Origin of the sequence: Periweissella beninensis (assembly GCF_016908275.1) — a bacterium.
Classification (GTDB): Bacteria; Bacillota; Bacilli; order Lactobacillales; family Lactobacillaceae; genus Periweissella; species Periweissella beninensis.
This window is the reverse complement of sequence record NZ_JAFBDN010000007.1, coordinates 42,284-54,632: the sequence shown is the minus strand read 5'-3', so window position 1 is coordinate 54,632 and position 12,349 is coordinate 42,284. Positions and strand designations below refer to the sequence as shown.

The 12,349-nt window shown below is 35.2% G+C and carries 12 protein-coding genes; 4 read left to right on the top strand and 8 right to left on the bottom strand.

The features are described from left to right. Nucleotides 1-109 precede the first annotated feature (109 nt). On the top strand, nt 110-583 hold the full coding sequence (locus JOC59_RS04230) for a glutathione peroxidase (RefSeq protein ID WP_205143554.1): 474 nt from the start codon (nt 110-112) through the stop codon (nt 581-583). A gap of 77 nt (nt 584-660) precedes the next feature. Here the strand turns inward: JOC59_RS04230 and JOC59_RS04225 are convergent, their stop codons facing one another. After that, on the bottom strand, nt 661-1,350 hold the full coding sequence (locus JOC59_RS04225; RefSeq protein ID WP_205143553.1) for a YdcF family protein: 690 nt from the start codon (nt 1,348-1,350) through the stop codon (nt 661-663). Nucleotides 1,351-1,884: 534 nt separating this feature from the next. Between JOC59_RS04225 and JOC59_RS04220 the strand changes: the two genes are divergently transcribed. Together JOC59_RS04220 and JOC59_RS04215 are read left to right on the top strand one after the other, a co-directional pair. Continuing rightward, the gene (locus JOC59_RS04220; protein ID WP_205143552.1) at nt 1,885-2,247 is read left to right on the top strand and encodes a TIGR02328 family protein; all 363 of its coding nucleotides are present in this window, start codon (nt 1,885-1,887) and stop codon (nt 2,245-2,247) included. Nucleotides 2,248-2,766: 519 nt separating this feature from the next. Beyond that, nucleotides 2,767-3,246: a DUF697 domain-containing protein gene (locus JOC59_RS04215; RefSeq protein ID WP_205143551.1), complete on the top strand. Its 480-nt coding sequence runs from the start codon at nt 2,767-2,769 to the stop codon at nt 3,244-3,246. Nucleotides 3,247-3,465: 219 nt separating this feature from the next. Here the strand turns inward: JOC59_RS04215 and JOC59_RS04210 are convergent, their stop codons facing one another. The 6 genes from JOC59_RS04210 to JOC59_RS04185 all read right to left on the bottom strand — a co-directional run bounded on the left by JOC59_RS04210 (nt 3,466) and on the right by JOC59_RS04185 (nt 9,887). Then, a complete protein-coding gene (locus tag JOC59_RS04210; protein WP_205143550.1) occupies nt 3,466-4,269 on the bottom strand; it encodes a sulfite exporter TauE/SafE family protein in 804 nt (267 codons plus the stop codon). A 273-nt stretch (nt 4,270-4,542) separates the two neighbouring features. Then, the gene (gene pepF / locus JOC59_RS04205; protein WP_205143549.1) at nt 4,543-6,357 is read right to left on the bottom strand and encodes an oligoendopeptidase F; all 1,815 of its coding nucleotides are present in this window, start codon (nt 6,355-6,357) and stop codon (nt 4,543-4,545) included. A 59-nt stretch (nt 6,358-6,416) separates the two neighbouring features. Continuing rightward, nucleotides 6,417-7,514, bottom strand: coding sequence for a competence protein CoiA (locus JOC59_RS04200; RefSeq protein WP_239517013.1), 1,098 nt, complete (start codon nt 7,512-7,514; stop codon nt 6,417-6,419). 133 nt (nt 7,515-7,647) lie between these two features. Beyond that, the gene (locus tag JOC59_RS04195; protein ID WP_205143547.1) at nt 7,648-8,451 is read right to left on the bottom strand and encodes an adaptor protein MecA; all 804 of its coding nucleotides are present in this window, start codon (nt 8,449-8,451) and stop codon (nt 7,648-7,650) included. Nucleotides 8,452-8,610: 159 nt separating this feature from the next. Next, the gene (spx, locus tag JOC59_RS04190) at nt 8,611-9,015 is read right to left on the bottom strand and encodes a transcriptional regulator Spx (protein WP_205143546.1); all 405 of its coding nucleotides are present in this window, start codon (nt 9,013-9,015) and stop codon (nt 8,611-8,613) included. A gap of 128 nt (nt 9,016-9,143) precedes the next feature. Beyond that, nucleotides 9,144-9,887, bottom strand: a complete 744-nt coding sequence (locus JOC59_RS04185) for an MBL fold metallo-hydrolase (RefSeq protein ID WP_205143545.1) — start codon at nt 9,885-9,887, stop codon at nt 9,144-9,146. Nucleotides 9,888-9,967: 80 nt separating this feature from the next. Between JOC59_RS04185 and JOC59_RS04180 the strand changes: the two genes are divergently transcribed. Next, complete coding sequence (locus JOC59_RS04180; protein ID WP_205143544.1) at nt 9,968-10,477, top strand: hypothetical protein; 510 nt, start codon at nt 9,968-9,970, stop codon at nt 10,475-10,477. Nucleotides 10,478-10,638: 161 nt separating this feature from the next. On the opposite strand, the gene JOC59_RS04175 is transcribed toward JOC59_RS04180, so the two are convergent. Beyond that, nucleotides 10,639-12,348, bottom strand: coding sequence for a proline--tRNA ligase (locus tag JOC59_RS04175; RefSeq protein WP_205143543.1), 1,710 nt, complete (start codon nt 12,346-12,348; stop codon nt 10,639-10,641). Nucleotide 12,349: the final 1 nt, after the last annotated feature.

Below are 12,349 nucleotides of genomic sequence, written 5' to 3'. Positions count from 1 at the left end.
AATTAATTTAGTAATTATTAAATCGTAAGCGTTTTCATTGGATTTTCATTTTGTTTGGTTTATGATCATTTTAAGTTAATAATTAAACTTGCTAATAACGAGGTCTTTTATGCCAACAATTTATGATTTTACCTTAACTGAAATGGATGGCTCCCCAATTTCACTCTTCGATTATAAAAATAAAGTTTTATTAATTGTTAATACCGCTAGTAAATGTGGGCTTGCTCCACAACTCTCCGATTTACAAGCGTTGTATCAAACCTATCATGAGCAAGGGTTAGTCATAATTGGCTGTGCTTCTAATCAGTTTCATCAAGAACTAACTAATTCTGCCGAAATAAAAAATTATTGCCAACTTCATTTTGGGGTAACCTTTCCAATTACTAAACCGCTTTTAGTCAACGGTGAAAATGCTGATCCATTATTCACATACTTGAAAACACAGTCGCAAACAGGGCCCATCAAATGGAATTACACCAAATTTTTAATTGCCCGAGATGGTACCATCTTACATCGCTATGCACCAATTACTAAACCCGCTAAAATGGAGAAACTAATTATCGCTGCGCTTAGTGAAACCTGAGGGTTTATCTTACTAAAACGTCCTAGTGCAAATAGCCGAATGCCATTTTTAAATGACATTCGGTTATTTATCTCTTGTTAGAATTCCTTGGCACAAACACCATTTAACCAATTCCCATATTTAAGACCGTAACAATTGCTGCAAGTAAGATGACTAATACCCCATCGCGACTTGAGTTCTTTTTTAGGTGCATATATGGCAATAAATTCACAAATAATCGCATTTGGTAAGAAGAAAAATGATACTGGGGCCCCGATTCCCTCAATGTCGATACCAACTTGCTTGGCTAAGCGACTAGCACGAAAAGTATGGTAATTACTAGTAACAAAGATTATATTAGCTGTTTTGGGGGCCATTTCATCAATAATAACTTTCGAAAATTGCATATTTTCGTAGGTGTTTTTTGATTTATCCTCAGCAATTGCATCTGTTTGCGCGACACCATGCGTCACGGCATACTTTAACATCGCTTGCCCCTCTGGGATTTTTTCATCCCCTCCTTGCCCCCCTGATAAAATTATCTTAGGCGCTGTTTCGCCACGCTCCTTTTGCGTATCATAAATATCAATAGCTTTGTTAATGCGTTGTCTTAATAGTGGTGGCACCTTTGTGCCGCCAATTAAGCCACTACCCAACACAATAATAAAATCAACATGTTGGTTGATGCGACTTTTTTGATATAAAGCCAGCACAACTAAAAAGTTTAAAAACAATAGCATTGCATAACCCAATAACATAATGACAGTCGTTGTTAAAAAGGTGACCATCGTCCCCAAAAAGTAACGATTGGTTACGACTCTGACAATGGGCAATAGTATAACAAAGATTGCTAATAAGGTTAATGAATTCCCTAAGTTATGGCTTTCTTTACGCCAAACAACCTATGCATTCCATAATAATAGCAATTGGTATGCAAAAAACAACATCACAATAAAACTTAAAACCGAAATCAATGGCATCCATAAAAATTTCGTGATTAATGGATTTTTGACATTAAGAATAAGCCAATATAAATATCCTAAACTACCAGCAAACAATCCTAAAAAAACAAAAGCCAAAAACTAAATTCAATTTATGTTTTTGCCAAAGTTGAATGGTTACCCACCATAGCAAGCTTAATAATAGTAATGCTCCAATAAACAATAAGATTTTCGTCATATAATAGCCTCAATTTTTTATTTTCTAACACTATTAGAGCAAAAATTGGATGTTAATAATTTAGTTTAATAATTTGATTTGCCGTACTTTTCTGTATTACAATTAGTAAATAAATTCTAATTATAAAGGACTAGTTGATATTTATGAGATTATGGCATGAAGCACTTATTACAAAGTTACCGCGCCAACAGTTACTTGGTCAACATCGTGAACTAGCTGCTTTACGTGGCAACGGTTGGGCTAAAAACCACGCTACGGTAAATTATGTCTTTTTGCATTCACCATATAAATTGTTCCAATTTCATTTACTTGTTTTAGCGGAAATGCAAAAACGTGGTTATCGACCAGATCAGCATTGGTATGATCCCCTTTACCGTGGTAAAACATGTTTACCATATACCACCTTACCTGCAGTACCGTTAACTACCCCTATTTATCCTGAACATAATCAAAATTATTTACAAGTATGTCTTGATAACTTAGCTAACAAGGATATCTATCTATAATTTCCGTTAGCTCCCTTTAGGCGGCTTTTTTAATTACCAAAATTAGTATTTATGTTGGTTAGCCTTATTTTGTTTATGCTCATATGAGGTTTTAACAAATTTATGCATACTTTCAATAAAAAAAGTAAGCATAAATATTGCCACATAAATGGTGGCAACTAAGGCAATTACGTGGTTAAAAAGCCCCGTCATAACTGTAATCAAAATAACTAAAAGAACTGGCCAAAAAAGTAAGTATAGCCCTCGAAAGAATTTTGAATATTGCTGTAAAGCTGATTTTTTCCAATAATCGTTAAATTTCATGTTACTAATTTAAATTGCTCCTTTTAAATTTAATTAAAACATTATCACACTTTTAGGAACTATGGGTACTATTATTATTTAATAACTAGCACTTTTTAAAGTTACTAGATAAGTATTCAAGATATCCTAGCCTTATTTTTAGTAACATTGATACTTTAAATTAATATTTTTAGTGTTTATATGATATGCTAATTATAAATTAGTGGGGGACTGATAATGAACTTAAACGCAAAAAAATTAGCTAAACTTGATAATAAATTACTTAAAAAGGCCAATTTAACCGGTATTACTAACACCAGCGCCTTAAAAGCAGTGCATACCGCGGCTATTGCTGCTGCGGGGGTGGCAGCTAGTCCAATTCCCTTTACCGATGCTACTTTATTAGTACCAATTCAGAGTGCCATGATCGCGGCTATTTATCGGGCTTATGGTAATCGAATCTCCGATGGTGCAATTAAAGGGGTCTTAACCGCAATTGCCACTACTTCAGTTGCCCGGTCAGTCGCCGGTAATATTATTAAAATTATTCCCGGGGTTGGCACCGTCTTAGGGGCAACCATGAATGCCTCTGTTGCCGTTGCTTTTACCGAGCTAATGGGGCTTTCAATTGCGGCTGCTTTTGAAAATGACGAAATTGATAATACTAACGACTTATTAAATACCATTAGTAAAGCAACTGGTTTTTTCAAAAAATAAATTTTACCATATCGATAATTCACTTCAAATGATATAACAAAGGTAGCAGTGCTAAAATAACTTAATTTAAGTTATTTTAGCACTGCTACCTTTGTTGTAAATTTTTTTAAACGGCACATAATCGCTAAATGGGTAAATATATCTTATCCTTTTAAAGGTACTTCCTATTAACGCTGATTTTGATGAGACACCAATTCTAATAATCGAATTCATTCTACGTTAATTAAAAAAAGCTTTCACAAATAAATCGATTGCCAAACCAAATGCACCAAATGCAATTACAATTTGTAATAAACGTGCAGGAACTAATCTCACAATATATGGTCCAATATAGCCACCAATCAATAACCCGATCCCCATTGCAACCGCAACTTGCCAATTGATATGCGCCGTAAAGGTATAGATTGTCGTTGATACAATATTACAAGCACCAAGTACAACATTTTTAATGGCATTATACACTGGAAATTCATTCTTAGCCTCAAACGCTAACAATGCTAGCATAAGTACACCAGCTGCTGCACCAAAATACCCCCCATACGCACCGATACAAAAAATCCCCACATTAAACAGTATTTGGGTCCTTTTAGTCATCGGTATTGCGTTTTGGGCATTATGCACAACACCGTTAATCTTAACTGGTGGTACAATTTTCTGTCGGGCTTTCAAAAGCAGTAAAATCCCAGCTACAAAAATTAAAAACGGTACTACATGTTCAAAGACACTAGCTGGTGCGACTAATAATAAGACACACCCGAGTAAACTTCCCATGACAGCAATTACTAAAATTTTTAATAATTCGTCACCATGCCCCCGTAATTCTTTTTTTGATGCAAGCCCTGAGCCAATACCAGTCATCACTAACGCTGTAGTATTCGTTACATTCGCTACAATTGGTGGCAAACCTAATGCTAATAATGCTGGATATGAAACTAGTGAAGCTAGGCCAGTAACTGTACTCAAAATGCCGGCCAATATCCCCACGGGAATAAGGATAATAACTTGTTGTATAAAATGTGCCATAAATTCCCCTAACTCTTTTCATAATGCTTTTTTATTGTAAGCCTAACTTAATCTCCTTAACAAGATAAAACATGAAAAAATATTGTAACTAATTATTCAAAAAAACATTTTTTGTCGTAAATTACAAAAAGCAACTAACCCATATTTTGAATTAATTGCTTATCACTTATTTACTTTTTAGACTATCAGTATCATGTAACAAAGCGTCTTTTCTTTTAAGCGAAACTAAAAGTACAACTAAATAAGCTATGTTACTTGCTTTATAGGAGTACCTTAATTATTTTCAGCTAGCAAAGCTTCCAATTCATTTAAGCGTTGTTCAAATACTGCAAATGCTTCGTCTAAATAATCCGGTGCCGTCATATCAACACCTGCTTGTTTCATCACATTAATTGGAAAATCTGAATTACCCGCTTTTAAATATGTCTTATAAGCATCAACAGCTCCTGGTACACCAGTTGTAATATTATGAGCTAATGTCGTTGCAGCTGACATTCCCGTGGCATATTGGTAAACATAGTAATTGTAGTAAAAATGCGGAATGCGCGACCATTCTAACGCAATCTCAGGATCAGCCACTAATGTCGTACCATAATATCTTTGATTTAAATCAGCATAAAAATCACTCATAGCATCAGCTGTTAGTGCTTCTCCATTAGCATCTTGTTCATGAATCCAATGTTCAAATTCTGCAAACTGAGTTTGGCGGAAAACAGTACCTTTAAACCCATCTAAATAATGATTTAAAATATAAGCCCGCACTTTAGGATCAGTTTGTGTTTTTAATAAATAATCCGTTAAAATGTTTTCATTACTGGTTGATGCAATCTCAGCTAAAAAGATCGTATAATCACCATACTGATATGGTTGATTATGTCTAGTTAAGTATGAATGTACTGAGTGGCCCATTTCATGAACTAACGTAAACAAATTATCTAAATTATCTTGCCAATTAAGTAAAATATACGGATTGGTATCATAAGCCCCACCTGAATAGGCCCCCGAACGTTTTCCTTTATTTTCAGTTACATCAATCCATCGATTATCAAAGGCTTCTTGCACAATTGCTAAATAATCATCACCTAGTGGTTTTAATGCCTTTAAGGCTTCTGCTTGCGCCGCTTGATAGTCAAAAGTTAATGATGCTTCACCAGTAATTGGTGTATATAAGTCATAACTATGTAATTCTTCAACCCCTAATAATTTTTTCCGCAACGTTACATAGCGATGGAGCAATGGTAAATGTTGATTAACTTGTGCTACTAATGTGTCATAAACTGCTTCTGGAATGTTATTACCGGCTAAAGCAGATTCTCGGGCTGAGTTGTAATTGTGTACGCGCGCTAAATAATTATGACCATGCACATGTTGTGATAATGTCGAAGCAAAGGTATGTTGGAATTGTTCATAACTAGCATATAAAGTTTCAAATGCTTGCTTACGAACTGCCCGATTTGTTGACTCTAAGTGCCGAGCATATACTCCATTTGATAGTTGAATATCATTCCCATCTTCATCTTGAACGACACCAAATTTTAAATCAGCATTATCTAAGACTCCAAATGTATTTTCAGATGCGGAAAAAATATCGCTGGCTCCAGCAAGTAGTTTTTCTTCATTTGGCGATAAAACATGCCCGCGTGCTTTGGTAATATTAGCAAAGAACATCGTATATTCCGCTAATTCTTGATCACTGGCTAAAAAACTTGCTAATTGTTTTTCATCAATTGCAATTACTTCTGGTTCAAAAAAGGCAATTGCCGCACTCGCTTGAGCCCATAGCGCACCAGCTTTAGTACTATAACCTAAGTATTTAGCATTGGCGGTGTCTTGATCTGATTTCATCGAGGCATACACATAGATTTTTTCAATTTCTCGTGTTATTTCTAAAATAACCTTAGTAGCTGCTAATAAAGTTTTGGCATCATCAGCTAAATGGCCGATAAATGGTTCGGTAGTAACTAATTCAGCTTTAATTTTTTTAACAGCTTCTTCCCAAGCATTATCATCAACAAAAATTTTTGCTAAATCCCATGTTTGCGCGGTTGGCACTTCATCACGTGTAGGTAGTTGCTTAACTTCTGACATATTATTCCTCCAAAATATTGATAATATCTATCTTACCACAAAAACACTCTCATCAAGATTTAATTTTTATATGATTGATATTTCTTATCTAAATTTTTAAACCATTGCGGTTTAGCTATATATTCAACATGCGTCGTGTTAACCGGTCTTAAAACGCCAACTACCACTAAATCAGTTATCATCTGATCCATTAACCTCATTTGACTAGCTACAAGTAGGTCAGGGCGCATTGGCCACCAATCAACAGGCCGTAGCCATCTTTTTTTTAACTCCATCAGGGAAATAACTTCTCCAATTTGATACTGCTGTAAATTTAAAATATTTTGACAACGCCATTCAGCTTGTAAACACTTCAGTCCCAATGGCATTTTGACTGTCGCATGAACAAGCCACGGCGCACCAACTAATTGACAACCGTCACGATAAGCCCACCTTTTAACTGTCTTTTGTTGTGATCCGCGATAAATATACTGTGCCCATTTCAAAGCATGTCTAGCTCGTAAGGTTGCATTGATTTGTAAATTAACCTTTAACTGTTTGATAGCCATTAATGCTTGATAATATTGTTCGTATGTTTGCACTTGCCGTGTAATAAGCAATATTTTTTGAAAATCACATTTTGCTAAACCAGCGATAATTTTTAAATACTTTAGCCTAATATCCCACGCTAAAACAATCACTTTATGATTCACTAATGTACCAAATTTAGTTAAGACACTTTCTTTATTTAACTGATTAAAGTAGCGTTGCCCTAAAATCCAAATAACTGATATCCCTAGTTGTTGATAGCCACTCGTACGCTCCATTAATTTAGTCAAGCTGATTGGACTACATTGAAATTCAATCGCAATTTTGCGTTCTTTATTTTGTAATAGCAAATCAGCACGTTGTTTAATTTGTGGAAAGTAAACTTCTAAACTAGTTTGATAATGATCTTTAAAAAATTCAACTAATTGTAATTTACCTTTTAAATGTTCAACTGTTTCGCCTTCGCTAACATTAGCTTCTAGACAGGCTTTTTGATAATGTGCAAAATGAGCAACTTTATAAAGACCAACCCGCTTTATCACTGGTTGTTGACAAATTGGACAAAAATAAGGGCCCGTGGTCAATATTTGACTAGCAGCTATTAAGGTATTCAATTGATCATAAGCCATTAACAAATTAGTGATACCCCCTTCTAATCTATACTTTTAAAATACGCATTAAGCGGATATTACGGCATCAAAAAAGCAGCCACCTTATAAATATGGTGGCTGCCGGTTTGCACTTATAAACTAGTAATATGCTTTATTTAAAATAGTATCGTGCTAACTCAATTGCAACATCTTTCATGACCAATTGCCCATGCTCATGTAAAATATTAGCAGATGCCATTTTAACTAATTGACTATATTCCAATGTATGTTCAACAACATGTGAAATTGCATCATCAATTACTGTAATATCTTTAAATTCTAATACTAAGTAGTATTCATCCTCATAGGTATATAAATGACTTAACCCATTGATAAAGACTAAATCTTGTGCTAATTGGACAAAATTTTCAAAGCTTGCAAATTTAAAAACTGGCAAATAGTCATGTAATTCATGCGTTTCTTGCTTAGCGATTACTTTTGAGACTTCTTTTAAACTTTCCTCAAAAGCTGAACTATTATCAGTTTTGGCCAAATGTTCTTTAGCAAACCGATCTAAAAGTTCAGGATCTTCAATCAAATCTTTAAGACTAGCTAAAAAATCTTCTGGCATTAATTTAATATCATAATGCGTGCCATCAGCCATGTCTTTAATTGGATAACCAAAAACATCCTTAAAGTACTCAGCATCTGACATAAATTTTTTAAAAGCATCAGCATCTTCACTATTACTAATATATAATTCGAGTCCTCCATAAGCTGGTGCTAATTGCATTGCACATTGCCCCACAACTTCAAACTCATCATTTACATCAAGTTCATCAATCACTTCGTCAAATATATCTTGTACATCAACATCACCATGAATGACATCCCCTAAAGTAAAACCTAATTTTTTAAAATCATCTTCGGCTAGGCTCACACGAATGACATTATCATTTACTCGTAAACTCTTCATGACCAGCCACATCCTTTCTACTTTAGAGCTATTCCAACATTTTGTTACAACACCCCTATCTACTATATTTTACTAATTTTTTAAAATTTTTCAACGAAAACACAATAAAAAAAGGCTGTCATTTACATAACACCCTCACAGTAATCTTTTCAATCTCTCTTATGCTAGATTATCCATTAACTGCGCGCGCTTTAGTTCGGCTTTTCGAACCTGACGTGGCAGGAATAATCTAATTTCGTCCTCATTGTATCCAACTTGTAAACGACGATCGTCCATCATGATTGGGCGTTTTAAAATTGCGGGCTTCTCTTGAATTAACGCAACTAATTGACCTAGTTTTAAATCATCTAAACGAATATGCATATCAGTGAATACTTTTGAACGGGTAGAAATAATCTCTTCGGTTCCATCTTCGGTTAAGCGTAAGATATCTTTAATCTCATCCTCGGTTAAAGGTTGTTTGAAAATATTGCGTTCCGTAAATGGAATGTTATTCTCTTCAAGCCATTTGCGTGCTTTCCGACATGATGTGCAACTTGACGAACTGTATAACGTTACCTTCATAGTGGTTGCCTCCAATTCTTTAACGGTCTTGTTTGCTATTAATTTTATCTAACTATTCTCATTATATACAAGTTGATTATAAAATGTAACCCTTTTTACAAAATTAACTGAAAAAAAGTAAGTTTTTATTATATTTTTATTATTTGACCTTGATGGACGCGTTGCACATTAACCTTCTGGCCAGCCGCTTGTTGGGCTTGCGTTACCAACGTTGTTAATAACCCAGTTTGTGGCAAATGCGTTAACCAAAGATTTGGAACTTTCGCCATTTTAGCTAATTCGCCAGCCTCAGGTGCTGTTAGATGCCATCTTTGCCCAGTTTTATCCGCATAAAAATTGGTATCAGCTAGGAGGACCTCTGCCCCTTGAATAAATTCCGGTAAATCGGCACAAACAGTAGTATCAGCCGTATAGACAAATTCCTTATCACTGTCATCCTCTTTAAAGCGCATCGCAGATGTAGCTACAGGATGGTTAGTTTGAAAAAACGAAATCGTAAACGGCCCAATTTTCAGTTTTTTTTCAACTTGATAAGGATGTTTCTCTGTCGCGTTTGGCCAATCCAATTGGTTAAAATGGGGCTCATCTAATGGTGACCCATAAATTGGTAGCATTGGTTGCGCCTTATTTCCTGGTGCTAGTTGCCAATAGTGTTGAAGTACTCCAATATCCGCAATATGATCAGCGTGATAGTGTGATAAAATAACCGCATTTAATTTTAACGGATCTAAAATTCGTTCTAGGGCCATTAAAGCCCCACTACCACAATCAATTAATAATTGATAACCATTAGTAGCAGTTAATAAAAAACTGCTTGTCCCAATCCCTTTGGCTGGATAGCCACCGTAATAACCTAAAACTGTTAATTTCATAAAAATTCCCCTCTTGAATACTTTTTACTTTATTTTAGTCTATACTTATGTTGAACACAAATTACACTGGAGGTAGCATTATGTTACGAAAACTTAACTTAACTTATGGTTCAAAACAAATTTTAGCTGACCTACGCTCGGCATATCCGGAACGTGAGTTTATCGTTTTATCGCCTAGTTCTTCGACCAATGACAGTTTACAAATGCTTGATTTATCCGAACAAGAAAATATTTTTAAATCTGGCGTAACGTATAACGTTATTAATTATCATGGTAAACCTAATTGGCATGGCTTTTTTAATTATTCCTTTTTAACTGTTTATCCTGAAAATTTAGAATTATTTGAAGCCCGTTTAAATCGTTGGTTTAACCAACCCTTAGTTACTGGCTTAACAGCAATTATCGTTATGCGTAAACACGCAACTGGTGATAATAATTTAACCATTTTAACAGTTTGGTCCGATGCCCTCACTTGGCAACGTTGGAAAAAATCTGATAATTATTTTTTCAAAGATTATGAACAAAATGCCTATAATAATCTTCATGAAGCTAATTTTGAATTTCGCCAACACTTTGCTAGCTCCAAGTAAGTATACCAAATTAGTTTAAATGATTTTAAAAAGATACCACTTAAATTATGAAACTTGTATGCTTAATATTACCAAATTGGTAGCTTAATTATTAAAAAGCTAGACTGAACAATTTAATCACAATTGTTTAGCCTAGCTTTTTTTACTTAATTATTCTGTACTCAAGCATGTTGGCCCAATAAAATACCAACAGACTGTTGTAATTCCTCAACTCTAACTTCGATTGTCTCCGCCGTTTTGCGTAATTTAACTTCAACAATCCCTTCACTTGCTTTTTTACCAACTGTGATTCTGATTGGTAAACCAATTAAATCAGCATCAGCAAATTTAACACCCGGACGTTCTTTACGGTCATCTACCAATACTTCAAATCCTGCAGCTCCTAGATTAGCTTCAACTTGAGCTGTTACTTGTTTTTGAGCATCATCATTAAGGTTGATGGGGATGATATGAATATCATATGGTGCGATTGCTTGTGGCCAAACTAAGCCGTTTTCATCTGCTTGTTGCTCTGCAATTGCTGAAAGTAACCGTGAAACGCCAATACCATACGAGCCCATAATAATATCTTTTTGCCGACCATTTTCATCAAGAACTTGGGCGCCTAAAGCTTTTGAATATCTTGTTCCTAATTTAAAGATATGACCAATTTCAATTCCCTTAGTGAATACTAGCTGGCCTTCGCCTTGTGGATCCCGACTCCCTTCTTTAGCGACCCGAATATCGGCTAATGCGGTTGCTTTGAAATCACGATCTAAATTAATATTCGTTAAATGGTACCCATCTGCATTCGCACCAACGGTAAAGTTAACCATGTTTTGGATATTTTCATCCGCAATAATTTTAATATCCGCTGTTACACCTACCGGTCCTAGTGAGCCAAAGCTAGCCCCTAAGAATTTTTTAGTGTCCGCTTCTGTTGCCAATGCTAAATTATCAACTTCTAAAAAGTTTTTTAACTTTACATCGTTAACTTCATAGTCTCCACGGACCAAGGCAATCACAGGGGCTTCATCCGCCATAAAGACCACCGTCTTAACTAATTTAGTTGCATCAACTTTCAAGAATGCTGCTAACTCCTCAATAGTGTGGACATTAGGTGTGGCAATTTTAGTCATTTCATTTTGAACATCAAAATTACGATTAACTTGGAAAAAATCTTTAGCCATTTCTAAGTTAGCTGCGTAATCATTTTTATCTGAATAGGCAATTATGTCTTCTCCGGCAGCGGCAACTGCTGAAAATTCTTTTGAATCTTTACCACCCATGGCACCACCATCACCAACAATTACACGGTAATCTAGGCCAACCCGATTAAAAATATTAATATATGCTTTTTCCATATCACGATAGGCTTTATCTAACCCAGCTTCATCACTTGAAAATGAATATGCATCTTTCATGATAAATTCGCGGCCACGTAATAGCCCAGAACGAGGCCGACTTTCATCCCGGTATTTAGGTTGAATTTGATATAAAGATAATGGAAGTCGCTTATAAGATTTAACATCATCACGAATTAATTGAGTCATTGTTTCTTCATGAGTTGGTCCTAAGATAAAATCTCTTTCATGGCGATCTTGTAGTTTAAATAAGTTAGCCCCATACGTATCATATCGCCCTGATTCTCGCCATAAATCAGCTGGTAACACGACTGGTGTCAACATCTCAACTGCATCGATTTTTTCCATTTCTTCACGAATAATCGTGTTAATCTTATTGATTACGCGTTGAGCTAATGGTAAGTACGCATACATTCCTGCGGTCACTTGCCGAATATAACCCGCTCTTAACATCATTTGGTGTGATACAACTTCTGCATCAGCCGGTGTTTCTTTAACAGTTGGAATGAATACCTTTGACTGTTTCATA

Bases quoted from the DNA above. Each gene is read 5' to 3' on its own strand.
- JOC59_RS04220 (WP_205143552.1), top strand. From the start codon at position 1,885: ATGAGATTATGGCATGAAGCACTTATTACAAAGTTACCGCGCCAACAG.
- JOC59_RS04175 (WP_205143543.1), bottom strand. From the start codon at position 12,348: ATGAAACAGTCAAAGGTATTCATTCCAACTGTTAAAGAAACACCGGCT.
- JOC59_RS04185 (WP_205143545.1), bottom strand. From the start codon at position 9,887: ATGAAATTAACAGTTTTAGGTTATTACGGTGGCTATCCAGCCAAAGGG.
- JOC59_RS04225 (WP_205143553.1), bottom strand. From the start codon at position 1,350: ATGGTCACCTTTTTAACAACGACTGTCATTATGTTATTGGGTTATGCA.
- JOC59_RS04210 (WP_205143550.1), bottom strand. From the start codon at position 4,269: ATGGCACATTTTATACAACAAGTTATTATCCTTATTCCCGTGGGGATA.
- JOC59_RS04200 (WP_239517013.1), bottom strand. From the start codon at position 7,514: ATGGCTTATGATCAATTGAATACCTTAATAGCTGCTAGTCAAATATTG.
- pepF (WP_205143549.1), bottom strand. From the start codon at position 6,357: ATGTCAGAAGTTAAGCAACTACCTACACGTGATGAAGTGCCAACCGCG.
- JOC59_RS04180 (WP_205143544.1), top strand. From the start codon at position 9,968: ATGTTACGAAAACTTAACTTAACTTATGGTTCAAAACAAATTTTAGCT.
- spx (WP_205143546.1), bottom strand. From the start codon at position 9,015: ATGAAGGTAACGTTATACAGTTCGTCAAGTTGCACATCATGTCGGAAA.
- JOC59_RS04230 (WP_205143554.1), top strand. From the start codon at position 110: ATGCCAACAATTTATGATTTTACCTTAACTGAAATGGATGGCTCCCCA.
- JOC59_RS04215 (WP_205143551.1), top strand. From the start codon at position 2,767: ATGAACTTAAACGCAAAAAAATTAGCTAAACTTGATAATAAATTACTT.
- JOC59_RS04195 (WP_205143547.1), bottom strand. From the start codon at position 8,451: ATGAAGAGTTTACGAGTAAATGATAATGTCATTCGTGTGAGCCTAGCC.